This window comes from Roseovarius sp. M141 (assembly GCF_024355225.1).
Classification (GTDB): Bacteria; Pseudomonadota; Alphaproteobacteria; order Rhodobacterales; family Rhodobacteraceae; genus Roseovarius.
In genome coordinates this window covers 54,957-79,949 of sequence record NZ_VCNH01000002.1, presented here as the reverse complement: position 1 = coordinate 79,949, position 24,993 = coordinate 54,957, and the positions used below count along the sequence as shown (strand labels likewise).

Sequence of the window (24,993 nt, the reverse complement as noted above, 5' to 3'; positions counted from 1 at the left end):
TGCCGTGCATGTTCTTGGCGACAACGGATCCTTCTTTCGCCCCCTGTCCAAGGTTCTGGGAAAAGAGCAGCCGGTTTTCGGACTGACCGTCGGATTGCTGAGTGCAAACACGCCTGTATCAGTGCCTGATATCGCCGATTTCTACCTGCACCAGATCGAACGGCATTACGCCGAAGGCCCGCTCTCCTTGATCGCCGTCTCTGCTGGCAGCTATGTCACGCTGGAGCTGGCTCAGCGGCTGCTGAAGGCCGGGCGTGACGTTCAGGCGTTGATTCTGCTGGATGCCGAAGGCCCCGCTGGACGCGCCAGCATTGGCCGCCTCGCACGGGTGGAGGTGCATCTGGGTCAGCTTTTGCGCCACGGCTGGCCGTATATGACGTGTCACCTTGCAGCGCGCCGGGAGGCCCGCGCGCTGAACGCCGCGCGCGACAGGCTGCAATCCTGTGATGCTACGGGCCCTGACGTCAAGGCACGGGACATTCAGTCGGTAGAAGACTTTGTCGCCGCCAACATGATGGCGATCGAAGCCTATGAGCCGCAGCCCTATGCCAGACGGCTCACGATTGTTCGGGCGGCGGACGAGAAGTTTGACAGCGCGCAGGCCATCAAGACCGGGCTTGGCTGGTCGTCTGTCGCTGCGGCTGGCTTTGATCTGATCGACGTGCCCGGCGACCATCTGGGTATTCTGCAGCCGCCCAATGTCCAGATCCTTGGCGCACGGATTCAGGCGCTGCTACAGGCGTCAGACGCTGGTGACTTCGATGAAGTCGAGACCGTCCTTGCTGAGCCACGCGGCTGACAGGCGGCCCGTGCGCCACGCGCCGGTGTCTACGGCGATCCGCCCCGATCGGGACGCGGCCTTTTCCACGATCGTATGACCATGCGCGACCCACAGCCCATCCCGGCGTGGTTGGCGAGAAAAGGCCGGATGCCCCCAAAGCAACGTCTCGGCTGTTTGATCCGCGATCCCGCGCGCCGGATCGGCCCCCGCATGGGTCACGGCCAGCGCGCCTTCGCACCACGATAGCGGCAGGTTGGCCAGCCAATGCGCGCCCTCGCCCGGCATGGCGGCAACCAGCCCGGCGGCGAGGACTTTCAGCCGCTCTGCGGCATTGATCCCGTCGCGCCGCGCCCATGGCGACAGGCCAAAGCTGATCAGCGTCTCATTGCCGCCATTGGCCAGCCAGCGTGGTCCGCAGCGCACGGGATCGTCGATAAAATCCAGCATCATGCGCTCGTGATTTCCCATCAGGCAGATGACCCGGTCGGGCGCGGCGGCACATAGCGCTGCGAGGTGGCTGAGGATTTCAGCGCTCTGGGGGCCGCGGTCGATCAGGTCGCCGACGAAAATCACCCGGTACGGGCCTGCATCCGCACGCGCGGATATCGCGTCCAGCATCCGCTCGAGAAGATCCATGCGGCCATGCAGATCTCCGACGATGCAGGTGGGTATGTCAGGACGTGGCAGGGCGGAAAATCCACCCGCGATACCTGTTTTTGATAACCGCCCGGATAAGAGGCCGCGTAGGCTGCGCATAGAGTCTCCCAAAGCCCCGGAATGTCCGAGGGCAGGCTACCCTTAGTGCCGATCAGCCCTTGGTTGCAACCAGTCTGGTCCTGGCGGCCTGATGCAAACATCTGTTTGCGTGCGGTGTGTAGCGGCCTAATGTGGGCTATGATGACTCAAACCGCACGCCCCGCCAGCCGCCATATCGCCGCCGCCCTTTGCGCCGGGTTGCTTGCCATGTTCCCTGCCATGTCGGGGGCGCAGGATGCCGCAACGCTCAGCGGGGTCGCGTTGGATGTCGCGGACGACAACCGGTTCTTTACCCGGACCGGGGGCACCCTGCGGGATACTCTCAGTTTTCAGGGGCTCGTTCCCGGTCGACTCTATACGCTGGCCACCCATTTGGTGAATCTGACCACGAATGAACAGTCCGGCGATGTCGTGACGACCGTCTTCACACCGGGTGAACCCGATGGCGAGGTCCGTATCGAATTGCCGATGCAGCCGAACCGCACCGATTTCAATATAGATCTCCTTGTCGTCTCAAGGATTTATGAAGGCGAAATGGATGCCGCAGCGCTGGCCGCCGCCGACCCTGTCGCCGCGCTTGAGGATGCGCAGGCAGACGGCAGGGTGGTTCAGCTTCACGCGGTTCAGGGCATCTCGGTCACGGCGCGGGATGCGGCGGATGGTGATCAGCAGCTTCCCTCAGACGGCGGCACCATCATCGCGACGGTGACGCATGTGAATCTGGTCGAAGGCTATGACTACACGGTCTGGGGCCAGTTGCTGACCCCCAGCGGGCAGACCAGCGGCATCTATGCCAGCGTGGCGCAATACACTCCCGTGGAAAAACAGGGCTATCTGGAACTGAGCTTTGAGGTTCCTGCGGGCTTTGACGGGCTGAAGCTGATCCCGGCCGTCGGCCTCTACCACAAAAAGCGCGTCACCCTGCGCGAGGATGGCAGCATCGAATGGCTGGAGAATGCCCCGGCCCCGATCATGATCGCCTCGGGCGTCAGCCTTGAAGCGCCTGAACAGACGATCCGCATAGGGGTTCCCTTCGAGGAGGAATGAGGCCCCGGCGCGCCGTGGATTTTCATGGGTGCGCTACGCCATTCCGGCGCGCCACAACCGAGATGCTGGTGTCCTCGTCCAGCGCCTCCTCGACGATCCGCCGCTTCTCGGACGACGACCAGCGATGCCTGCGGCCGCCATCGGTGATGATTTCATAGTCAGATATATCACTGGACACTTGCAACTGTTTCTATTCGCGGGGCTGAATCTGCCACGGCTTACCGGTTTTGATGATCGCGTTGGCGATTGTGACCAACCTCCGCGCGATTGCGATAATGACCAGCTTGTGCGGTTTTCCGCGCTCTTTGAGACGCTTTGCGACCGGCTTGAGAACTGGATTGTGACAGGCCGCAGCGAGGGCAGCTTGGAACAGCACATGCCGCAGAGACCGTCGTCCGCCCGCGATCATTCTCCTGCTTCGCATCGCCCCGCTGTCATGTGCAACTGGTGCGAGGCTGGTGATGGCAGCGGCTTCGCCTGATGTCATTCGGCCGAGCTCAGGCAATTCAGCGATCAACATCGCCGCAGATACGGGCCCAATTCCGGGGATTGAACGTAGGAGGTTCGCCTTTGCAGCAAGTGGCTCAGTCTGTGCAATTACGTTTTCGTTCCTTCGTTCGATGACAGAGATCTGGGCGTCGAGCACGTCTTGAAGATCATCATCCATGCCCTCGACGTCGGCAGATACACTCTGCTTCTTTCGAGCACCGATCTGAGCTTTGAGCCTCTTGCGCATATCCACAAGTTGCCCTCTCCTCGTCGTCAAAGTCCTGAGAATACGCAGGTTTTTACCTGGCAGCTCTCGCCCAGCCTCAGGTCTGAATGCCATGAAGCGTGCGATGAGTTCTGCGTCGATCCGGTCCGTCTTCGCCCGCGTGCCCCGAGATGACGCGAAGGCCTTGATCTGTGCAGGAGAAAGCTGGACAGCGACAATCCCTGTGGCGACGAGTTCCGTCCAGAGTACCCATCCATGTCCGCCCGTAGCCTCGAAGCCAACTCTGACCTGATCGGGTATTTGCCGGACTATTGCGATCAGCGCATTGTGTCCCTCTGCTGTATTTGGATGCCTAAAGCGCCGCTGGCCCAGAAGGCAGAATCCGTCCAACCTGTCGCGCGATACATCTATTCCAATGAGGCTTGCCTCAGTTATCATGTCACTCTCTCTTCCTTATACTTCGCGGTCCCGCAAAACGGGCCGCCGTCAACTGTTCGAGACGGTGAAGAGAGGCGGGATCAGCCTGCTAGAGAACGTGGTCACGCCAAAAGGTGTTTAGCGCTGTATCCCTCCCCGTCGTCGTTCCTGGCCGGGAACGGCGACGGGGTATCCATAGCAGGGATGAGACACATAACGTGTTTGATCCCACGGTTTGATGGTGCGATCCTTTCTCAGGCTTGGAAGGAAGCATTATGGGACAAGTTCGTCACGGGAGCGCTACGACCACGAACGCCGTCAGAGCTGCAATACAGCGATCCACTGCCCGGCAGGGCATTGCGCAGCAATGTCCCGTGTATGGACGCCCCCGGGGTTGCAAGTGATTTCCCCGGCAGCGCCGTGCGTGTGAAACGAATTCTTGGCGATATCCAACCCTACAATGCGAACCTTTTCCATGGGCCTTCCTCCTCGTAGCAAGTTTCGACACCGCTACCTTGGCACAGCGATGCCGTGAGGGGGCGTCCACCCCATCGAGAGGGTCAAGCTTCGCGCTCGCAGCTGAGCCGGGAACTGGGTATCAAGCGGAAGAGCCGCAAACAGTATTCCGCCGAGGAGAAGATCCGTATCGTCTTGGCGGATCTGCGGGGCGAGGAAAGCACTGCCGCGCTTCGTTGCCGCGAAGGGATCCCCGAAAGCCTGTATTATACCAACGGCTCGATTAGCTGACCGTTATCCAATCCCTGTGAGTGATTGAGCTTATTCGGTTTGGATCATGCGCGAAGAAGTTCCATGCATCTTGGCACTTGTCGAGTATGTCTTCGTAGCTATCAAACACGGATATGGCGAGTTTGTTTGAGCGCAGATATGCCCAGACGTTTTCCATTGGATTGAGCTCGGGGGCATAGGGCGGCAGCTTCAGCAGGGTGATGTTGTCTGGCACGGCGAGGGCTTTTGCGCCATGCCAACCCGCGCCATCGACGATCAAGAGCGCCTGAGCTCTAGGGGCGACCGCCTTCGCGATTTCATCGAGATGCAACCCCATTGCCTCGGCATTGACATAGGGCAAGATCAGCCCGACTGCAGTGCCACGTGCGGGGCAGGCAGCGCCAAAGATGTAGCTCCATTTGTAACGCGTATCGCGGGGCGCACGCGGGCGTGTGCCCCGTCGCGCCCAGATACGAGTCAGGGTCCCTTGCTGGCCCACGCGGGCTTCGTCTTGAAACCAGACTTCCAATGGTTTTCCACGTGCGCGTTCGGGCAGGATGTCCGCTACGATACTTGCGAAGTTTTTTTGAATGCCACCTGTGCCGATGCGTCAGCATTGGGATGTTCCGGACGCACCGAGAGCCTGCGAAAGCCCAGCTTGGCCAGATATGTACCGACCGTGCGCTCATGGACTTTGACATTGAACTCCGCCTCAAGGCGTCGCGCAAGGTCTACGCGCCGCCAACGCACGACGCCATCTCGCGCCGGATCGGGCCCGGTCTCAACCCAACGCGAGAGGTGCGCCATCTGGTCTTCGGACAAGAGGGGCTTCACCCCACCGCCACCACGGTTGCACAGTCCCTCGATACCTTCAGCATTGTAACGGTGAACCCAGTCCCGAAGAGTCTGACGATCCATTCCACAGCTTTCAGCCGCGGCCTTTCGCGACGCTCCCTCAAGCACCAAAGCGATGGCCAAAAGCCGCCGCGATATGCGCCCGTCCTTCACGCGACCCGATTGTCTGCGCAAATCCGACGCCGTCGCGTCATCGCGTGCAATCTTCACCGTCATTCCAACCTCCATATCGGTTGGAGCGATTGAGTCAGACTTTCACGAAATTGGGAATCCCAAAAGAGTCAGGCGCTTGAGCCGCTGGTATTACAGCCGATCGAAGGAATTCGATGAGGCTGGTAGGAACCGGTTGGCGGGTGACACCGGCCGGCAGGTGGCGGCGCCTGAGGTGAAGGAGTTGCGGTCGGAATCCGCCGCGCTGAAAGAGGCCGTCGCCGAACTGGCGCTTGAGAACCGGCTGCTTACTGCGCGATCATGGGGCCTAAGGCAGAATTGGCGGGGCAAACGGTGGCTTTCAGGGAGCTGGGGGCAATTTCATGGATCCATCCCGGGAAATATCGGTGAGGGATTGTCCTTCGATCAGGACTTCGCGGGGATGCGCGTGGCTGATGAAATGGATCGGGCTGGCGGTCAGACCGTAGGCGCCGCTGCAATGCACGGCCACGACATCGCCTTCGGCCAAAGGGGGTAGCGCCACTGCATTGGCCAACCGGTCAATCGAGGTACAGAGCGGGCCTACCAGATTGACCTTTTGTTCGCCCGTGCCGCCACCGACACGGTGCATGCGATAATTGCGGTGGATGACCATGCCAAAATGCCCGGATGCGGGCAGGTGATTGTTCATCCCGCCATCACAAATCACAATCCGTTGGCCGCGCGACTCCTTGATACCGACGACGCTGGTCAGGAAATACCCGGCCTCGCCGATCAGATACCGGCCCAGCTCCAGTATGAGTCTGGTGCCGGCAAACCGGGGCTCGGCGCAAAATGCCTGCAATTCGGCGCGAATGCCGTCCGCCACGGCGGTCAGGTCCAGCGGCGTGTCTCCGGCATGGTAGGGAATGCCAAGACCTGAGCCGAACACCAGCTTTTGGGGGGTGATGTCATGCGCCTCGCAGATGTCGCGAAAGACCGACATGAATATCCGGTAGTTTTCGCAGATCGCCTCGGGTTTCAGGCATTGCGTGCCCGAATAGATATGCAAGCCCACAACCGTCAGATGCGGCAGGGCCAGAATTTCGGGAAGCTGATCGGGGGCATCCTCGATATCGATGCCAAACGGGCTGGGCCGCCCGGCCATGTGATCTCCGAACCCTTTGGGAACGTGAGAGGGGGCGAGGCGTATAAGCACATCCTGAGCGCGGCCCGCGTCCCCGGCTATCCGGTTTGCAACGATGGCCTCGCGCAGGTTTTCCACGATCAACTCGCCAATGCCGCTTTCAATGGCCTCGGCAATTTCGGTGTCACGCTTGCCCGGCCCGGTAAAGCTGGCGCGGGCGGGGTCCCAGCCGGCCTGACGCGCCAGGCGCAGCTCTCCGATCGAAGACACGTCCAGAAAATCGACTCGGTCTGCCAGCCAGTTCAGAAGACCGGGGTTCGGATTGCATTTCATGGCATAGCTCAGTGCAAACCACGGGCCAAGCGCGGCCCGGATCTCGGCCAGGCGCTGATCGATGGCATCGGTCAGATAGACATAGGATGGTGTCCCGAATGTCCGGGCTGCTTCTGTCAGGTGCGCGTCAAGCTCGTCCATCTCAGGACAGGCTTTGGACAAGCTGGACAACCCGCGTAATCGTATCGAAATTTTCCAGCGTCACGTCGGCGGGGTGAACTTCTGTACGCCCGGTTTCTTCGACAAAGACGATCATGTTCATCATCGCCACGGAATCCAGAAGGCCGGTTGAAAACAGTTCGGTATCCGCATCGATGTGCTCTTCGACGTTCAGGGAGTTCTTCAGAAAGTCGATCAGGTTTTGTTCAGTTAAGGCCATGGGAGCAGTGATACCTCACTAGTTAAGTTGAACAGCTTCAAGTGGTAGTGTCCGGACCGGTGCTGCGCGCGCTGGCGATGACGGCGGGACGATCCAGCTTGCCGCTGGCGGTGCGCGGCATTTGCCCCGCCCAGACATGCACCCGGCGCGGGACCATGTAATGGGGCATTGTCTTTCTGCAGTGAGACATCAACGCCGCCGTCTCAAAGCCGTCAGTCGTGGTGACCACCACATGGACTACCTGGCCCATGTCATCATCCTCGACACCATAAGCGATAACGTCGGACACCATACCGCTGCGCGACACCAGATCCTCGACCTCTGTCGGACTGAGCCTGAAACCGCTGGTCTTGATCATATCATCAATACGGCCCACAAACCACAGATCGCCATCCTCGTCGACACGAACCAGATCGCCGCTATAGACAACGGGCGTGTCGCCGATCAGATCGGCCAGTTCCGGGCAGGGCCGGATCTTTTGCCGGGTCAGTTCGGGTTGCTGCCAATAGCCAAGGCTGACCAGCGGGCCGGCGTGAACCAATTCGCCCTGCTCGCCCGGCCCTGCCCGGCCCTGGCCATGTTTTATGGCAAACACCTGGGCATTGGGGACGGCCTGCCCGATCGCGCCCATCTTGGCCCCGAATTTTTCCGGCGAAAGGTAAGTCGAGCGAAAGGCCTCTGTCAGCCCGTACATCAGGTATATGTCCACCCCGGCGAAAACATCGGGCATGCGTTCCAGAATGCCAGGCGGGATCTTCCCCCCCGTGTTGGTGATCAGACGCAGCGACGGCAGCGGCGTCGGCGCATGGTCAAGCAAGCGGACAACCTGGTTCCAAAGCGGCGGCACGCCGGCAAATCCGGTGACATCGTGTTCGCGGATGCTTTTGACAATTTCGGCGGGCATGGCGACAGGTTGATGCACAACGCTTCCACCGGTCATCAGCATGGTGGTGAGCTGATTCAATCCGGCGTCAAAGCTGTAGGGCAGAACCGACAAAAGGCGATCCGACCCGTTCAGCTGAAGATATTCGATGACGGTTTGGGCCCCGATGCGAATATTGCTGTGACTCAGCATCACCCCTTTGGGCATCCCGGTCGACCCCGAGGTATAGATGATCATCGCAAGATCATCCGCGGCAGGCCGGGCTTCGCGGGTCTGCGCCAGGGCGGTCTGGGCGGACCACAGGTCCTGCCCCGGATCGGCTGTGACCGCATCTCCGGCAATCAGAACCCCAAGCAACCCGCCGGGCAAGGTCCGGCCGGAAAGCCCCTTTTGCGCGGCCTTCCCGATGATCAGCGCCCGCGCACCGGAATCCGCGGCGACATAGCAGAGCTGCTCGGGCGTCCACTGGAAATTCACATTGACGACAACCGCGCCGATCTTTGCGACCCCGAACATGGCCGAAACCTCTTCGATGCCCTTGCGCAGATGCACGACAACCCTGTCCCCGCTGCGCACGCCGATACGGTCAAGGTATCCCGCAACCGCATCGGCCTGCGCGACCAGTTCGGCATAGGTGACCGAACGCGCGGAATCGATCAGCGCCGTCTTGCCCGCATTTGCAGCGATGTTATCAGCAAGCAGACGGTAGATTCCTTTGTTTGCCACTATCAGGGTGCTTTCGTCTCTGCGGCTTTCGGGTCCGCCGAAGGCTTGGGTTTGGCCGCGATCATGGCGCCGAGCCGGGGAAAAATCCGCGCCGGCGATCCGATGACGGTTGAATCCGACGGGACATTCGTGGCGACGGCAGTATTGGCGCCGATATGCACCCTGTCGCCAATGCGGATATTGCCAAGCACTGTCGAGTTCACTCCGATAAAGACATCATCTCCGATGACCGGAGCCCCCCCTCTCATATTGGTGCCGATGGTGACGTTGTGCATGACTCCGCAGCGATCCCCGATGACAACGTCCGGATGAATGGAAAGACTGCCCTCGGCGTGGATGATGTGAAAATCCTTGCCCAGTGTCACCTGCGGCGGAATCCACACCTTGGTCACGTTCAGAACAAAGACCTTGAGAAAGCCGTAGAATTTGTTGGCAATCCACCGTGCCGGCGGGCTCTTCAGATGGTTCGCCCAATGGCCATAGCGGTAGATCTGCAGCGATACAAAAGCCGCATCAAAAACTGATCTCCCATGACGTTCATAATCACCTTTTATTAATGGAAACATATATTTATGTATATCCGATCCAAAATAACCGCCATAGCCTTTTCACCTAATTCTACCAAAAAATACGCAGATGCGGTCGAACAATAGCATATAGAATAACCGCTCCGAATGATGGGTCTGTAAGACGGGATCATGTCAAGCCCTTTAAGGGGACACGATGCCAAGCCCATTTGTACATTGCAATGTATTCAATGCAAAAGATCAAAGGTGCATCTGATTTCCTCCCAATTGGCTCGAAACTTCAACTGTGTTCCCTCAGCAACCACGAATGCATAGCGCTGCTTTTGCCGATCGGTCACGATTTTCAACGTCGCGACTGTCCGGTCAGGCGGCTGTATCACAAAGAGGGTCGCCTCCGGCGGCATCACCATCATCCCATGTACCAGATGACTTCCCTCGACCCCGGCAATGACTTTTGCCTGCCCGCAAAGGTCAACAATCTGATCCACGGTCGCAGTCATCGGGTCCAGAATCTCGAACCCGTAAGTCTCGGCCATTTTTTCAGCAATCTGCTGTTCGTTTTCCAGCACGCGTAAATCGCCCGACCTGCCCCGTAAAATGAAAACTCCGGGCACCGGTTTTATTGTTCGCCCGGCCAGCAACCGATTTCGAACCTCCCACGACCTCTGGGCCTTGTCTGGATTGCTGGGCATATCTTCGAACAGGATCAGTTCGTCAAAATGGACGTTCTGTATGCGCAACGGTTTCATCCGGAGCAATTCTTCGTAGCGCGGTACATGGTATGCTGCTTCAGGTGCCGTTGTTACCGGCAGGCCCTGCGCCTCTGCCAGCAAATAGGTCAGACTGTCCTCCAGCAGCCAGCTTCCAAACCAACGGTTGCCGATCCAGCTTTCGTACAGCGTTCCCCGCATCACTTCGCTGGGAGTGCGATATGCCAAAGACCGGGTTTGCCGGGACCGCAGATGGCGTTGGTGGCCCTTTGCATACAGTACCCCATCCACAAGATCGACGTCTTTGAAACGATGCGCGACCGTCGGGTTTTCAGATGTCTCAAACCCGCCGCGCAGCACCTGGATCACCTCATCGATCGGCCCAAACTCGGTGTCTCTGATCCGCTCGATCTGCCCGGGCAGAAAAATTCCCGGCGCCGCGTAGCCCTTTCCGGCGGGCGCCACTTCCCATCTGTCGTCAGACCCGGCCAGCAGATCGGGCACCGGTTTATGCACCAGCTTGCAAAGATAGCCCTGAAGCGGTCTAAACGAGATCATGTCAAATTTCCTGCCATGCCAGTGTTACGTCGTTTTCAGCGGAAGCTATGCACCTGAAGACGGTCGATCCTCATTCCAATATCCCAAGACATTCGCATCGGGAACCCGCCAAGATGCGTGAAGGTCACAGGGGGTGCGCCGCCTTCAAATGGCCTTCAGTCCCCCCACACGCCGGGCTGGGCATCGACAAGACCGGCAATTCCGTCAGCCAGAATCTGATGATCGTCCCGTGACGGGTGCCAGTGGCAGCCGGTCTTCTCCATCTTGGGCAGATCAACCAGAGCCACGTTCGCATCACCGTTGGATTGCAGCTGTGCAAGCACCTTGCGATGTGCGTTCATATAGTCTTTCCCATAATCCTCCATTGCGACCAGAACAAACAGGGCCTGCGGATACTGCGCCCTGACGGCTTCAATAAAGCGGGTATAGCGGGTCTCAAAATCGGCGCGCAGCGCCTGCTGATCAGGCCAGGCTTCGCTGGGCTCAAGCTGCGTTGCGAAATCATTTGAGCCAAGCGCAAACACCACCACCTGCGGGCTCCAGCCATCGGGCTGGAATACGCCCGGATCTTCAATCAACCGCCGTGGATACAGGCTGAGCATGGTGGTATCGGGATTTGCGCCCCCGTAATTGCGGACAACTCCAATGCCCGAGATCGCGATGATCTGGTAATCGGCGTCAAAGAACCGCGCCACACGGGGGCCGAAAGCCTCCTGCGTGTCGGTCAGAAAGAAAACATCGTCCCCAACGCAGTCCCGCGAAGACGAGACATTGCCATATCCCACGGCATCTGAATCGCCGATGAATTCGATCTGGCGCGCATTTTGGTCAGGCGGGGCAAGGGCCTTGCCTTCGCCCGGCACGAAAAACCCAAGGAAATCGCTTGCTCCGGACAGCGACTCGCTGATCTTGTCCAACCGCACCTGATGCGGTCCGGGGCCAAGGCCGGTGATCTGCACCGCGCTTTCCCCGGGGCGCGTTATCACAAGGGCAGGTCCGCCGGCGTCGTCCAGGGTTACGCGATAGCGGTTAAGTGTATCGTCAAAGGCCAGGATAATGGCATCACCGGAAAAGCGCGCGCTGGCATAGACCGCTGGCCATTGATGCCTGAACCCGTCTTTTTGGGCGGCGCTTGCGGGTGCGATGGGCGCGGCGCGCCCGATGATTGTCGCCTCCAGTTGCAACATGTCCGCAGATGTCAGCACATCTGTATCAATGACCTGCGCGACAAAGGTTTCGGACCGCCCCGGCAGCGGCTGCAAGGTGGTACGATGAATCTCGGGCTGGTCCTGCGGATCAGAGGCCGCGTCCAACCCGACCCAGCCCGCCACACCGATGGCGGCGACACAGCCCACCGCCGCAATCAATCCCGCTAAACGGGCCATATTCCGTCTCCGTTGTCACAACTGCGGGGCGGTGCAGCGGCCGCGTGAATTCCGTTCGGGGCGCTTTCCTACCGCTCAAGCATGAGCCATTGTTCCCCGGACAGGTACGATAAATCAATCATGTAGACTCCATTTTCAGTATCATGGGGCTGCGTCTTGCCGTCGAGCTGCCTGAGCCGCAGCCCATCGGCTGCCCGGATGTGGAGCTGGCCCTGCAACGGTTCCCGCAGATAGACGGACCGCCCGTCCTCAACCGGCTGGAGGCGGCCCGCAATGGAAATCAGGATTTTCTCTGAGCCGTTGATTGGCTGGCCGTCCAGACTCTGCACCGCCACGGCGGCCATCGGGGCTTTCATATTCACGACAATATCGCTCAGCTGAACTTCGCCGCCCTCAAGCCGCCCTGCGGCCAACTGGGTGCGGGCGGTATCCACCGTAAAGAGACCCCGTGCGAAATCGCGCCGGAACTCGCCCGTATCCGACTCTACAAAACCGGCCCCGTGCGGCAAGTATGCGGTTTCGGGATTGGTCACGACCAGCGCGCCCTCTGCCGCCCGGCGCGGCGCAAGCCAGCCAAGCTCTGGCACCTGCGGCAATTCCACAACCAGTCTGCTCTGTTCATAGAGGGTGCGGATCGCAACTGAGTTTTCCGGTGAAATGCCAGCAAAAAGCTGCGCCGGAGTCAGTCGCAGCGCATAGGTTTCACGCGCCGGTTGCACATGCGCCCGGCGGTAAAGCAGGGCTGCGGCCGGCAGCATCGCCAGCATTGCCGGATCGCTTGCCGCATCCCAGTTGCTTGGCTCCAGCGCCTGATTCAGCGGTTGCTGGGCATAGCCATAGATCATGGGCGCATCCCAGCCCTGATGGGCCGCGCTGGTCGCAACGCGCAACGGCGAGACGAACCGATCCTCTGCCGGAAAAGGCGAAACGTTCCATTCGGAAATGCTCAGCGGCATGTCCGCAACCTGCCCGGCGGCAACCCAGCTCAGCATGTCGGCCTGCCTGAGCGGATCAATGTCCAGTTCACCCGGCCCGCCATAGCTGTGCATATCTATCAGCGATCCCTCGCTGAGCGATGGCAGGCCGGCAATCGACATGTTCCCCCAGGAGTTCGTCGTCGCGATCAGCCCCTCAAACCCGCCTTGTCGCAGGTCCTCCATCATCGCGGCATGAAAGCGCTGTTCCATATCGTTGAGAAAGATCTTCGGCGCGCCAAACTCCCAGGACCGCCAGATCTGTTCACGATCCAGGCCATGCCTTGCCGCAAACGCATCGGCCACCGCCATGTAAAGAGCGTTATGCGCGGGCACGTTCTTGTCCGGCAACAGGGCGTTGCCGAAATGATGGGTCAGGTCGTTTTCGTTGCTGATCAAGACCGCGATGATCGCCGGATCGTCACGATAAGCCATCCCGGTAAACGGGTTAACATGGCTCATATATGCCTTCTGAAACTCAAGCATCCGTTCGCGGATCGATCCGGAGACATAGTTGTACCCGTGGATGTCCGCATGCCCTTCTGCATCGGTGATTTCGTCAAAATCCTCTATGCCATCCGCCGCAGTCACCCGCCGCCCCACATGCAGATCCAGCCAGACATAGACCCCTTCGTCCTTCAGGGCGCTGATCCACTGGTCCAGAATATCCAGTGACTGCGGGTCAAGCCGGGTTGTTTCCGGGGCATTCGTTCCAAAAACATTCGGGGTCACCCAGTGGGAGTCGTGATGATGAATGCGGATCAGGTTGAAACCAAGCGCGGCGATGCGTTTGGCCTGGGCACGGATATTTGCCGGGCGGGTTGAGAAAAGCGCATAGGCCTGCAGGTTTGCACCCCAAAAGCGCGCCGGCGTCCCGTCCGCAAAGACAAGCTCGGCCCCCTGCGCCCGCACCCGCCCGCGCAGACCCGCAGGCTTTTCGTTCAGAAAGCTCAGATCGGGGATCGGCGAATACGGCAGTACGCGCTCTCTCGGCCAGATGTCGGCCCGGGTTTCCGCGCCCCCCGTACTGGCAATCAAAAGGCTGCTCAGAATTGCGAAAAAACATGTCCTGAACCCAGCCAAATGATCCCCCTTCCGCTCTCTTGAAACCCAAACCCAGCCCGAGCGCGACGCTCCTCGGTACTTGGATGCCCTTCTCGTTGAGGTTGATGCTATTTTGCGTTCTAATCAACTCTCATGGGCGCACCGTGCCGTGGGGGCGATCACGTCATCAAAGCCGCTTTGCGCCTCAGTATATTGCCTTGCAACTGTTTCTATTCGCGGGGCTGAATCTGCCACGGCTTACCGGTTTTGATGATCGCGTTGGCGATTGTGACCAACCTCCGCGCGATTGCGATAATGACCAGCTTGTGCGGTTTTCCGCGCTCTTTGAGACGCTTTGCGACCGGCTTGAGAACTGGATTGTGACAGGCCGCAGCGAGGGCAGCTTGGAACAGCACATGCCGCAGAGACCGTCGTCCGCCCGCGATCATTCTCCTGCCTCGCATCGCCCCGCTGTCATGTGCAACTGGTGCGAGGCTGGTGATGGCAGCGGCTTCGCCTGATGTCATTCGGCCGAGCTCAGGCAATTCAGCGATCAACATCACCGCAGATACGGGCCCAATTCCGGGGATTGAACGTAGGAGGTTCGCCTTTGCAGCAAGTGGCTCAGTCTGTGCAATTACGTTTTCGTTCCTTCGTTCGATGACAGAGATCTGGGCGTCGAGCACGTCTTGAAGATCATCATCCATGCCCTCGACGTCGGCAGATACACTCTGCTTCTTTCGAGCACCGATCTGAGCTTTGAGCCTCTTGCGCATATCCACAAGTTGCCCTCTCCTCGTCGTCAAAGTCCTGAGGATACGCAGGTTTTTACCTGGCAGCTCTCGCCCAGCCTCAGGTCTGAATGCCATGAAGCGTGCGATGAGTTCTGCGTCGATCCGGTCCGTCTTCGCCCGCGTGCCCCGAGATGACGCGAAGGCCTTGATCTGTGCAGGAGAAAGCTGGACAGCGACAATCCCTGTGGCGACGAGTTCCGTCCAGAGTACCCATCCATGTCCGCCCGTAGCCTCGAAGCCAACTCTGACCTGATCGGGTATTTGCCGGACTATTGCGATCAGCGCATTGTGTCCCTCTGCTGTATTTGGATGCCTAAAGCGCCGCTGGCCCAGAAGGCAGAATCCGTCCAACCTGTCGCGCGATACATCTATTCCAATGAGGCTTGCCTCAGTTATCATGTCACTCTCTCTTCCTTATACTTCGCGGTCCCGCAAAACGGGCCGCCGTCAACTGTTCGAGTGTAAGGCGAAGTCGACAACCTTGCGCTTCACCTCGTCAGGCACGCAGTTCCAAACGTGCTTCGGCTTGGGAGATTGGTCCTCCAGACCGGCTTCCCCGCGTCGTAGATACCGATCGTACCAACGATAGAACGTGGTGCGGGGAATTCCCATCTTGGCCAGCGTCAGACGCACAGACAGATGGCTCTCTTCAACCAGTCGGATAATTTCTAACTTTTCTGATGCAGGGAACCTCATTCGGGGTCGCCCCCACCGTCGAACATGCTTTTTTTTGAGAAGGCGCAGCTCAAGCGTCTGTTCAGCGACCACTTCCTTAAGATCCTTTGTATCCGATGGGGTGGACGCCCCCCGGCGGCATCAAAATGTGCCAAGGTAGCGGGTGTTGAAACACTGCTAAGAGGAGAGCGTCCATGAACGAAGTTAGCATCATCGGCCTGGATTTGGCCAAGAACATATTTCAGGCACATGGCGCCGGGGCGGACGGATCCGTTGTATTCCGGCGCAAGCTATCGCGTGCGCAGCTGTTGAAGTTCCTGAGCGATCAGCAGCCTTGCGTGGTGGCCATGGAGGCTTGTGCAAGCGCCCATCATTGGGGCCGGGCAATCGGCGATCTTGGGCACCAGGTTCGGTTGATACCGCCTGCCTACGTGAAGCCTTTCGTGAAGCGTCAGAAAAACGACATGGCTGATGCGGAGGCGATCGCTGAGGCAGCGTCCCGTCCGACCATGCGGTTTGTTGCTGTGAAGAGCGAGGTTCAGCAGGCGGCGGCAATGGCGTATCGTACCCGCGACCTCCTGGTGAGGCAGCGCACTCAGACAATCAATGCGCTTCGGGCCCATCTGGCCGAGCAAGGTATCGTCGCGCCCGCCGGTCCTGCCCATGTTGGCCGCCTTGCCGCAGTTGTCGATGGCGACGACGGCACGCTGCCTGCGGCGGTGCGGGAACTGGCGCGCTTACTTCTGGACCAGATCGAAGATCTAAGCGAGAAAGTATCTGGCTTGGATACCGAGCTGCGCAAACGAGCGGCCACCGACGATACTGCGAGGCAGCTGACGACGATTCCGGGCATTGGTCCGATCACTGCAGCGGCTATCACCACTTTTGCGCCACCGATGGAGACCTTCTTGAAGGGCCGGGATTTTGCGGCCTGGGTCGGGCTTACGCCGAGACAGCATTCGAGCGGCGGCAAGGAACGTCTTGGCCGAACGTCGAAGATGGGCCAAAAAGATATCCGTCGACTGCTGATCACCGGTGCCATCGCAGTGGTGAGATGGGCAGCACGCAAGGGCGCCCTGGAGGGTTCGTGGCTCGCGCGGATGCTGGCACGCAAACCGAAAATGTTGGTCGCGGTGGCTTTGGCCAACCGTATGGCGCGCACGGCCTGGGCTCTGATGCGTAAAGGTGAGGATTACAGGGATCCGGTGGCTATGGCCGCATAGGTCAAAGCCATCGGTTTGTCGCCGCGAATGTGAGCAGGACGGAGGAACGTAAGGGCAAACGGTCATGAGACCAGGTTGGGAGACCCATTATTCCGGACGATGTGCCACCGAGCACGGGTATCCGAACTGGACCCGAACCGCATATCTCCATAAGGGCCCGCGGCGTTTGAAAGGCCGCAACTTTGAGGCCGGACACACGACTGCACCTGATCACATGCCCGATCGTACCAAAAAAGTGCTTGCATTCATGGGGGCGTCCACACACGTCCGACTACGTAGCACTTGACGCCTATTGCGGCGTCCAGTTCCAGGGAGCGAGTTCGTCAATTCGGTTGATCTTGTGATCGGCAATACGCTCGAGAAACCAAGTAAGCCAGGCTTCGGGATTGACGCCGTTCATGCGAGCGGTTTCGATGAGCGTGTAGGCGATCGCCGCGGCCTTGCCGCCACCTTTTGAGCCCATGAAGAATTTTTCCTGCCAAGGGTCAGGGGTCTGATTGACCGCTCGCAGATATTGTTGTCCAGTTCCAGCTGTCCGTTCTCGAGGTATGGCCGCGCCTTGGGCATGCGACCGAGCGCGTAGCGGATCGCCTCGGCCAGCTTGGTCTTTCCGGATATTTTTGGCAGTTGCTGCTTCAGCCAACCTTCCAGTTCATCGAAGAGCGGCTTCGCCTGCGCCTGCCGCAGGGCGACGCGTTCATCGGGGGATTTGTAGCGCGCCTCCTTTCCACACCATAGAGCCTGGCAATCCGTTCGATGGCGCCCCTGGCGATGACGGACCCATCGCGCTCGAAGACATCCACGAACTTGCGGCGGACATGGACCATGCAGGCTTGCTCCGTGGCGAGCCCTTCGCCGAACAGGCCGTTGAAGCCGGTGAAGCCGTCAGCATGCACGGTGCCCTTGTAGCCCTGAAGATGGGCGGAGGGATGTCCCCCCTTTCGATCCACGCTGAACTGATACCACGCGCAGGGCGGTGCCTGTCCGCACCAGGGCCTCTCGTCGCGGACGTAACTCCAGAGCCGCGCGGTATGGGCCTTGCCTGTCTTCGCACCGGTCTGCATCTTGACCGGGGTGTCGTCGGCAAACACGGCGGGTCCGGCGCGCACCAGCTTGCCGATATGCTCGGCCAACGGTTCCAGCAACGCCGTTGACCGCCCGACCCAGTCGGTGAGCGTTGATCGGTGCAGGTCGAGCTTCTCGCGCGCGTAGATCTCCAACTGCCGGTATAATGGCAGATGATCGCAATACTTGCCGACCAGCACATGCGCGAGAAGACCGGGGCCGGCGCGGCCGCGCTCGATGGGGCGGCTCGGCAACGGTGCCTGCGCGAAGGTCTCGCAGCAGCTGTAGGCCATGCGCGGACGCACGATCTGGCGGACGACAAAGCGCCCCGGGATGTATTCCAGCTCCTGCGTCACATCCTCGCCGAGCGGGCGCAGGGCGCCGCCACACGAGGCGCAGGCATCGCCCGGAGACAAGACCTCGGTCTGTCGCTCGAGATGATCGGGCAGCGGGGCACGGCTGTGTTGCCGTTTGGCGGGCCTGTCGGATTGCGCCGCGTCGTCACTCGGGTTGGTTTCGTCATGCTGCGCCTCGGCAGCCTGCGCGATCTCGATGTCTTCCTGCAAGTCGAAGGCCAGCTGATCGAGGCTTTCGGATTTCGACCCGAACCGCGCCTTGCCCCTCTCGGCAGATTTGCCTTGCAAATCGCCTGCCGGGCAATGGATGGGCCGCCAGCTGCCCTTGCAGATCTTCCACCTTCAGGGTCAGAGACTTGATCTCCTCGCCCATCAGGGCGACCAGAGCCTTCAGGTCTTCGGCATCGTCCGGCAGGGATTTCAGCGTCTCCAGCATGGCGGGAATATACTGAACCGGCGGCGGGAGGGGAACAAGGAATGCGCCTAAACCTCTGTTTTATTGAGCTATTCCGCCTGCAATGGCCGCCATGTCTTTTGCGGCATGCGCCAGTCGATCCCCTCCAGCAGCATCGAGAGTTGCGACGGACTGAGGCTGACCTTGCCCTCTTTCGCCGCGGGCCAGACGAACCGGCCACGCTCGAGGCGCTTGGAGAACAGGCAGGCTCCTTGGGCGTCCCACCAGATGATCTTCAACAGATCGCCCCGGCGCCCCCGGAACACGAACAGATGGCCGGAATACGGGTCCTCGGCCAGGACCTTTTCAGCCTGCGCCGCCAAGGTGTTGAAGCCACGCCGCATGTCGGTCACCCCGGCCGCGAGCCACACCCGCGTATTGCTCGGCACTGGGATCATGCCATCAGACCCTGCACGAGCCCGATAACAGATGACAGCGCCGTCGGCCCTTCAATGACGACCCGTCGCCCATCCGACAGCGTGATGTCGACCCGATGCGCCAGGAGAGGAGCCGATGTCGAGCCCACAGGCCCCAACGTCGTCTCGTTGGAATGATGGTCGGTGGATGGCCCCGATATCTCCACCGGCAAGAAGATAATGTCACCTTCCGATGCCATTTGCATTTTGTCCGCAGCAGGGGAAAAGCGAGGGTCTTTCAGCCACTTGAAGATCAGGTTCGCGTTCATCGAATAACGACGGGCAACCTGCGCGACGGACACGCCGGGTGCCAAAGCCTGCTCACAGATCGACCGCTTCTCTTCGTCCGCCCAGAACCGCTTCTTCTGGCCCTTCTTGCCCGCCATAGAGTGCCTCAAGATGTCCACTATCAATGGTGGACACTATCAGCCTCGGATTCCGCCCGTCAGAGCGGCGTCAGCGGACGTGTGTGGACGCCCCCATGAATGCAAGCACTTTTTTGGTACGATCGGGCATGTGATCAGGTGCAGTCGTGTGTCCGGCCTCAAAGTTGCGGCCTTTCAAACGCCGCGGGCCCTTATGGAGATATGCGGTTCGGGTCCAGTTCGGATACCCGTGCTCGGTGGCACATCGTCCGGAATAATGGGTCTCCCAACCTGGTCTCATGACCGTTTGCCCTTACGTTCCTCCGTCCTGCTCACATTCGCGGCGACAAACCGATGGCTTTGACCTATGCGGCCATAGCCACCGGATCCCTGTAATCCTCACCTTTACGCATCAGAGCCCAGGCCGTGCGCGCCATACGGTTGGCCAAAGCCACCGCGACCAACATTTTCGGTTTGCGTGCCAGCATCCGCGCGAGCCACGAACCCTCCAGGGCGCCCTTGCGTGCTGCCCATCTCACCACTGCGATGGCACCGGTGATCAGCAGTCGACGGATATCTTTTTGGCCCATCTTCGACGTTCGGCCAAGACGTTCCTTGCCGCCGCTCGAATGCTGTCTCGGCGTAAGCCCGACCCAGGCCGCAAAATCCCGGCCCTTCAAGAAGGTCTCCATCGGTGGCGCAAAAGTGGTGATAGCCGCTGCAGTGATCGGACCAATGCCCGGAATCGTCGTCAGCTGCCTCGCAGTATCGTCGGTGGCCGCTCGTTTGCGCAGCTCGGTATCCAAGCCAGATACTTTCTCGCTTAGATCTTCGATCTGGTCCAGAAGTAAGCGCGCCAGTTCCCGCACCGCCGCAGGCAGCGTGCCGTCGTCGCCATCGACAACTGCGGCAAGGCGGCCAACATGGGCAGGACCGGCGGGCGCGACGATACCTTGCTCGGCCAGATGGGCCCGAAGCGCATTGATTGTCTGAGTGCGCTGCCTCACCAGGAGGTCGCGGGTACGATACGCCATTGCCGCCGCCTGCTGAACCTCGCTCTTCACAGCAACAAACCGCATGGTCGGACGGGACGCTGCCTCAGCGATCGCCTCCGCATCAGCCATGTCGTTTTTCTGACGCTTCACGAAAGGCTTCACGTAGGCAGGCGGTATCAACCGAACCTGGTGCCCAAGATCGCCGATTGCCCGGCCCCAATGATGGGCGCTTGCACAAGCCTCCATGGCCACCACGCAAGGCTGCTGATCGCTCAGGAACTTCAACAGCTGCGCACGCGATAGCTTGCGCCGGAATACAACGGATCCGTCCGCCCCGGCGCCATGTGCCTGAAATATGTTCTTGGCCAAATCCAGGCCGATGATGCTAACTTCGTTCATGGACGCTCTCCTCTTAGCAGTGTTTCAACACCCGCTACCTTGGCACATTTTGATGCCGCCGGGGGGCGTCCACCCCATCGGATACGATCCTTTGCCTCGCGGCGCAGTTCCTTCACTTCGTCAGTACTTGCCGCACGCGCCGTGTCCCCAGCCAGCCGCTTCTTACCGGCCTCCATGAAGTCCTTGGACCACTTGTAGTAGATGCCCTGGGATATCCCCTCACGGCGACACAGCTCAGCAATGCTGTCCTCGCCGCGAAGACCATCCAACACGATCCTGATCTTCTCTTCGGATGAATAATGCTTGCGCGTGGCGCGTTTGATATCTTTGACGATCCTCTCGCCAGGGCTCTTCGTTGTCTTTTTCATCGTCCACTCCTCGGTGGTTACGATGAGCAACAAACACTCTCTTAGCAAATCACCCTAAATGGACCCATAGGCGCTGACGTCAGACAGGGACATTGCTGCGCAATACCCTGCCGGGCAGCGCATGGCGCGGAACTTCGACCGTCAGGTCGTGGAAATCCAGCTCCGCACCGCCGTCCTCAACCGCTACACCGCTCTTGGCATACCCGTCACTGAGGTCGTAGGATAAGTCCGTCCGGGGAAAGGGCAAGCCTGCTCAGCAACCGATTTGTGCAACAATGGCAGTATTGATTTAGAAACGACTGACTAGGTAACTTCAATGATTGACATAGGTAACCGTGAAAAACACTATCCCATTTAACAAGCCCAGTATTGTTGGCAATGAAATCAAGTACATCCGAGATGCAGTGAGGCAAGGCCAACTTGCAGGTGACGGAGTATACACGGATAAATGTAGCAAGCACCTTGGGAGTTTAACCGGCGCGAAGAAAGTACTGCTGACACACTCCTGCACGGCTGCGCTCGAAATGGCTGCAATGTTGTGTGATTTAGGACCTGGTGATGAAGTCATCATGCCCTCCTTTACTTTCGTGTCGACCGCTAATGCTGTGGTTTTGCGCGGGGCAACACCGGTTTTTGTAGATATCCAGCCAGACACGCTGAACATTGACCCTATTGCAGTTTCCACAGCGATTACCCAAAAAACTAAAGCGATTTTTGCTGTGCATTACGCAGGTTTTCCAGCCGACATGGATGCGTTGGCCGATTTGGCTAAGAAACACGGATTGTTTCTGATCGAAGACGCAGCACAGGCATTGGGGTCAACCTACAAGGGTCGCTTGGCCGGCAGCCTGAGTGACATGGCGGCCTTCAGCTTTCACGAAACCAAGAACATCATTAGCGGAGAAGGGGGGGCTCTGGCGATCAACCGCTCCGAACTTATGGAACGCGCAGAAATCATCCGCGAGAAGGGCACCAACCGCTCGCAGTTTTTCCGCGGGCAAGTTGACAAGTATACTTGGGTGGATGTGGGATCATCCTATTTACCCGGTGAACTAATCGCGGCATATTTGTACGGTCAACTTGAGGCGGAGCCTGCGATTCGCACTCGGCGTTTGGCTGTGTTCGACGCCTATATGGATGCGCTTACGCCTCTTGTTGCCACCAACAAAGTTACATTACCCTACACGCCGCTGAACTGCACAGGTAATGGACACATGTTCTATCTACTGCTGGACTCGCTTGAGAGTCGCAGTGCCTTCATTGCAGAAATGAAAGCACATAATATCATCACCCCTTTTCACTATGTCCCACTACACTCGGCCCCTGCAGGCAAACGGTTTGGCCGAGCACATGGGGATCTGCCTGTCACGCAACGCATCTCGGAGACGTTAGTACGTTTGCCTATGTATTTTGATCTGGGAAGCGACATTGAGACCGTAATTGATGTGGCACTGAACGTGTTGGGTAATACGCCACGAGGCTGGACATGACTAACATAAAAATCAGTGTCGTCTCTCCGATCTACGGGTGTCGCGATTGCTTGCATACGTTGGCCGATCAGGTCGCCGACACCTTCGCCGACACCGATTTTGATTGGGAACTCCTGCTGGTTGATGACCGGGGGCCCGATCAGCCGTGGGAAGTAATCACAGAGCTGGCGCAAAATAGCCCACACATACGTGGCGTCAGACTGGCCCGTAACCATGGGCAACATCTGGCAATTTGGGCGGGGCTTGAAGCGGCCAATGGGGATTATGTTGTCGTCATAGACTGCGACTTGCAGGATGATCCCAAAATCATTCCAGCCCTGCTGGAAAAATTGATCCACAGCAACGTTGATGCAGTTGTTGTTGATCGCGGCACTTGGTCGGATTCGAAACTCCGACGGATCGCGTCAAAATCTTTCTATGCCGTTGTGAAATCACTCACAGGGGTCAGCATCAACAACATCGGAAATTTCGGCATCTATAGCCGCCGCCTTGTTGATATTTTATTGATGTATCAAGAACAAGAGGTGTTCTTGCCAATCATGGTCAGCCTCACCGGTTTGCCCACCACGCAATTGCAAGTGGATCGTGGTGTCCGGCTGGCCGGTGAAAGTTCTTACTCTTTGCGAAGACTCATCACCATGGCCATTGCAATTATTATCCGGTTTACGGATCGCCCCCTGAAGCTGAGCGTGATCATCGGACTTGCCTTCAGCAGTTTATCTGCTTTGATTTCTCTGCTCCTTCTACTGATGTGGTTGCTGGGTTCATTCACTGTACCGGGCTGGACCAGCACGATATTGTCGATGTGGTTCCTATCTGGACTCATCATGGCCACCCTTGGTGTACATGGGTTTTATCTGGGCCGGATCTTTCGTGAAGTTCAGGGTCGACCGCGTATTCTGATCGAGCAGACCACTGACAAAGCCGGGCCACCTGCATGAAGATATCTAAAAGTTTCCTGCGTTATTCTGGTGTTGGTGTTATGTCCAACGGGCTGTTGTATGTTTTGTTTGTGGTGCTGATCTGGGTCGGCTTCACACCCCCGATAACAGCGGCAATATGCTATGTGCTGGGGATCACGTTTAGTTACCTGATGAACCGCCGCTGGTCTTTTGAAAGTAACGCAGGGCACCGTCAGGATTTGCCGCGCTTCCTTTTTTCTTATGCTGCCGGCTTTGCGGCCACGATGATATTCATCGTGGCTTTGACCCATTGGATGCGCCCCGAAGTAGCCCAGATCATCAACATCGGACTCACGGCGATGGTAATCTATCTATGCTTGCGTTTGACGGGTTTTGGAAAGCAAGGAGATGCACATGCCGATTGAGATCAACGAGCTTGAAACCCGCCGATTTGGAATCACTGCAGCAAAGGTTACGGAGTTAAAAGCAGATATTAAGAAAATCAACGCGGCAGCTCAGACTGACCGGGTCCAGCTGCTCACGATCCGCGTTTCAACTGATGATCTGGCCCGTGTACAAGAATTAGAGGCGGATGGCTACCGTTTGATGGACACGCTTGTCTATTATGATCGCATGTTGGCTGATGCCCCAACCCCCCAAGACGCCCTAATTCGCCTTGCCACACCCGCAGACGCAGAGGCCGTCGCGACCGTCGCGCGCGCCTCTTTCGCAGGCTATTTTGGCCACTACCACGCTGATCCGCGCCTGTCAGATGCAAGTGCTGATGCGGCCTATGTTGAATGGGCAGAGAATAGCATCAAAGGATGCGGCCCAAAGGCCCCTGCGTGTGTTGCAGAACGCGCTGATCGCATTCTTGGCTTTATGACAATGCGGATGAACTCCGATACGGAAGCTGAGATTATTTTGAATGGGGTGCATCCGAGCGCGCAAGGAGAAGGCATCTATGGCAGGATACTTGCGTCTAGTATGGCGCTTTTGAAGGTTGCGGGACGCACCCGAGTCGTTACGTCAACCCAAGTAAACAATATCACTGTCCAAAGAGCTTGGGGCCGTCAGGGGCTGCGGATGGCACGCAGCTACTACACGTTGCACAAATGGTTCAACAATTCTAGAGCGGGTTGCGGTCTTTCCGATTTAGGATTGAACTAACCCGCTGACGCGGGAGAGGCGTTGGTTTTGTCGCAGCGACGACGATCTCCAGGACGCACGGCTGAGAACGGCGGTGAAAAAGATGCCGTAATGGGGCCGGCCCCAAGTTGTCACCGTTACGGCTTGTCGTGACTGTGGAGGTGAGGTGTCGTTGCCCTTGGCACGCGATGCGTGCTTGCGGGGTTGTGGTGTGCCCACTGAAATCCTGCTCATGCTACAAGGGAGAACG

At 58.7% G+C, this 24,993-nt stretch carries 23 protein-coding genes and 5 pseudogenes; 9 read left to right on the top strand and 19 right to left on the bottom strand.

From position 1 onward, the window contains the following. The first annotated feature begins 4 nt into the window (after positions 1-4). Positions 5-799 carry a thioesterase domain-containing protein gene (locus tag FGD77_RS01650; RefSeq protein ID WP_255005892.1) on the top strand — a complete coding sequence of 265 codons (795 nt, stop codon included), beginning with the start codon at positions 5-7 and terminating at the stop codon, positions 797-799. Here FGD77_RS01650 and FGD77_RS01645 read toward each other — a convergent pair. Next, complete coding sequence (locus FGD77_RS01645) at positions 743-1,537, bottom strand: metallophosphoesterase (protein ID WP_255005786.1); 795 nt, start codon at positions 1,535-1,537, stop codon at positions 743-745. The two genes, FGD77_RS01650 and FGD77_RS01645, sit on opposite strands and share 57 nt — an antisense overlap. Before the next feature lie 141 nt (positions 1,538-1,678). Here FGD77_RS01645 and FGD77_RS01640 point away from each other — a divergent pair, with 141 nt between their 5' ends. Next, complete coding sequence (locus FGD77_RS01640) at positions 1,679-2,584, top strand: VaFE repeat-containing surface-anchored protein (protein WP_255005785.1); 906 nt, start codon at positions 1,679-1,681, stop codon at positions 2,582-2,584. 34 nt (positions 2,585-2,618) lie between these two features. Here FGD77_RS01640 and FGD77_RS01635 read toward each other — a convergent pair. The 3 genes and pseudogenes from FGD77_RS01635 to FGD77_RS01625 form a co-directional block, all read right to left on the bottom strand. Further along, a pseudogene (locus FGD77_RS01635) lies at positions 2,619-2,768 on the bottom strand (transposase); the annotation flags it as partial. 6 nt (positions 2,769-2,774) lie between these two features. Further along, the gene (locus FGD77_RS01630; RefSeq protein WP_255005784.1) at positions 2,775-3,737 is read right to left on the bottom strand and encodes an IS110 family transposase; all 963 of its coding nucleotides are present in this window, start codon (positions 3,735-3,737) and stop codon (positions 2,775-2,777) included. Positions 3,738-4,455: 718 nt separating this feature from the next. Beyond that, positions 4,456-5,525 (bottom strand): IS630 family transposase gene (locus FGD77_RS01625; RefSeq protein ID WP_255005783.1). Its coding sequence is split into 2 segments (ribosomal slippage): positions 4,456-5,030 and positions 5,030-5,525, totalling 1,071 coding nucleotides; the frame shifts between segments, so codons are not numbered across the junction. A gap of 73 nt (positions 5,526-5,598) precedes the next feature. Here FGD77_RS01625 and FGD77_RS01620 point away from each other — a divergent pair. Further along, positions 5,599-5,757, top strand: a pseudogene (locus FGD77_RS01620) (IS3 family transposase); the annotation flags it as partial. Between the two features lie 51 nt (positions 5,758-5,808). Here the strand turns inward: FGD77_RS01620 and FGD77_RS01615 are convergent. The 9 genes and pseudogenes from FGD77_RS01615 to FGD77_RS01575 all read right to left on the bottom strand — a co-directional run. Next, entirely contained in the window at positions 5,809-7,047 is a 1,239-nt protein-coding gene (locus tag FGD77_RS01615; RefSeq protein WP_255005782.1) for a type III PLP-dependent enzyme, read from the bottom strand. Between the two features lies 1 nt (position 7,048). Beyond that, the gene (locus tag FGD77_RS01610) at positions 7,049-7,285 is read right to left on the bottom strand and encodes an acyl carrier protein (RefSeq protein WP_255005781.1); all 237 of its coding nucleotides are present in this window, start codon (positions 7,283-7,285) and stop codon (positions 7,049-7,051) included. Between the two features lie 37 nt (positions 7,286-7,322). Next, positions 7,323-8,894 (bottom strand): AMP-binding protein, encoded by a 1,572-nt coding sequence (locus tag FGD77_RS01605; RefSeq protein WP_255005780.1) that lies wholly within the window; start codon positions 8,892-8,894, stop codon positions 7,323-7,325. Positions 8,895-8,896: 2 nt separating this feature from the next. Beyond that, positions 8,897-9,460 carry a serine O-acetyltransferase gene (locus tag FGD77_RS01600; protein ID WP_255005779.1) on the bottom strand — a complete coding sequence of 188 codons (564 nt, stop codon included), beginning with the start codon at positions 9,458-9,460 and terminating at the stop codon, positions 8,897-8,899. Positions 9,461-9,648: 188 nt separating this feature from the next. After that, complete coding sequence (locus FGD77_RS01595; RefSeq protein WP_255005777.1) at positions 9,649-10,635, bottom strand: glycosyltransferase family 61 protein; 987 nt, start codon at positions 10,633-10,635, stop codon at positions 9,649-9,651. A 209-nt stretch (positions 10,636-10,844) separates the two neighbouring features. Then, complete coding sequence (locus FGD77_RS01590; RefSeq protein ID WP_255005775.1) at positions 10,845-12,074, bottom strand: SGNH/GDSL hydrolase family protein; 1,230 nt, start codon at positions 12,072-12,074, stop codon at positions 10,845-10,847. A 68-nt stretch (positions 12,075-12,142) separates the two neighbouring features. Further along, positions 12,143-14,086 (bottom strand): cellulase family glycosylhydrolase, encoded by a 1,944-nt coding sequence (locus tag FGD77_RS01585; RefSeq protein ID WP_255005773.1) that lies wholly within the window; start codon positions 14,084-14,086, stop codon positions 12,143-12,145. Between the two features lie 236 nt (positions 14,087-14,322). Beyond that, positions 14,323-15,285, bottom strand: coding sequence for an IS110 family transposase (locus FGD77_RS01580; protein ID WP_255005772.1), 963 nt, complete (start codon positions 15,283-15,285; stop codon positions 14,323-14,325). Positions 15,286-15,348: 63 nt separating this feature from the next. After that, positions 15,349-15,663: pseudogene (locus FGD77_RS01575) on the bottom strand (helix-turn-helix domain-containing protein); the annotation flags it as partial. Between the two features lie 92 nt (positions 15,664-15,755). On the opposite strand from FGD77_RS01575, the gene FGD77_RS01570 reads away from it, so the two are divergent. Further along, complete coding sequence (locus FGD77_RS01570; RefSeq protein WP_255005766.1) at positions 15,756-16,784, top strand: IS110 family transposase; 1,029 nt, start codon at positions 15,756-15,758, stop codon at positions 16,782-16,784. A 289-nt stretch (positions 16,785-17,073) separates the two neighbouring features. Here the strand turns inward: FGD77_RS01570 and FGD77_RS01565 are convergent, their stop codons facing one another. From FGD77_RS01565 to FGD77_RS01540, 6 genes and pseudogenes are all read right to left on the bottom strand, one after another. Further along, positions 17,074-17,427: a transposase domain-containing protein gene (locus tag FGD77_RS01565; protein ID WP_255005771.1), complete on the bottom strand. Its 354-nt coding sequence runs from the start codon at positions 17,425-17,427 to the stop codon at positions 17,074-17,076. Then, positions 17,420-18,493, bottom strand: coding sequence for an IS66 family transposase (locus tag FGD77_RS01560; protein WP_255005770.1), 1,074 nt, complete (start codon positions 18,491-18,493; stop codon positions 17,420-17,422). Before FGD77_RS01560 ends, FGD77_RS01565 begins: the two co-directional genes overlap by 8 nt. A gap of 216 nt (positions 18,494-18,709) precedes the next feature. After that, complete coding sequence (tnpB, locus tag FGD77_RS01555; protein WP_255005769.1) at positions 18,710-19,057, bottom strand: IS66 family insertion sequence element accessory protein TnpB; 348 nt, start codon at positions 19,055-19,057, stop codon at positions 18,710-18,712. Further along, on the bottom strand, positions 19,054-19,461 hold the full coding sequence (locus tag FGD77_RS01550) for a transposase (protein WP_255005768.1): 408 nt from the start codon (positions 19,459-19,461) through the stop codon (positions 19,054-19,056). The genes tnpB and FGD77_RS01550 overlap by 4 nt, the downstream gene beginning before the upstream one ends. 344 nt (positions 19,462-19,805) lie before the next feature. Then, a complete protein-coding gene (locus tag FGD77_RS01545; protein ID WP_255005766.1) occupies positions 19,806-20,834 on the bottom strand; it encodes an IS110 family transposase in 1,029 nt (342 codons plus the stop codon). A 92-nt stretch (positions 20,835-20,926) separates the two neighbouring features. After that, positions 20,927-21,202 (bottom strand): annotated as a pseudogene (locus FGD77_RS01540) (transposase); the annotation flags it as partial. Positions 21,203-21,314: 112 nt separating this feature from the next. On the opposite strand from FGD77_RS01540, the pseudogene FGD77_RS01535 reads away from it, so the two are divergent. From FGD77_RS01535 to FGD77_RS01515, 5 genes and pseudogenes are all read left to right on the top strand, one after another. After that, positions 21,315-21,428: pseudogene (locus tag FGD77_RS01535) on the top strand (IS5/IS1182 family transposase); the annotation flags it as partial. Between the two features lie 109 nt (positions 21,429-21,537). Then, complete coding sequence (rffA, locus tag FGD77_RS01530) at positions 21,538-22,692, top strand: dTDP-4-amino-4,6-dideoxygalactose transaminase (RefSeq protein ID WP_255005764.1); 1,155 nt, start codon at positions 21,538-21,540, stop codon at positions 22,690-22,692. Next, positions 22,689-23,633 (top strand): glycosyltransferase family 2 protein, encoded by a 945-nt coding sequence (locus FGD77_RS01525; RefSeq protein ID WP_255005763.1) that lies wholly within the window; start codon positions 22,689-22,691, stop codon positions 23,631-23,633. Before rffA ends, FGD77_RS01525 begins: the two co-directional genes overlap by 4 nt. Further along, positions 23,630-24,019, top strand: a complete 390-nt coding sequence (locus FGD77_RS01520; protein WP_255005762.1) for a GtrA family protein — start codon at positions 23,630-23,632, stop codon at positions 24,017-24,019. Before FGD77_RS01525 ends, FGD77_RS01520 begins: the two co-directional genes overlap by 4 nt. Continuing rightward, positions 24,009-24,764 carry a GNAT family N-acetyltransferase gene (locus FGD77_RS01515; protein WP_255005761.1) on the top strand — a complete coding sequence of 252 codons (756 nt, stop codon included), beginning with the start codon at positions 24,009-24,011 and terminating at the stop codon, positions 24,762-24,764. The genes FGD77_RS01520 and FGD77_RS01515 overlap by 11 nt, the downstream gene beginning before the upstream one ends. Positions 24,765-24,993 lie beyond the last annotated feature (229 nt).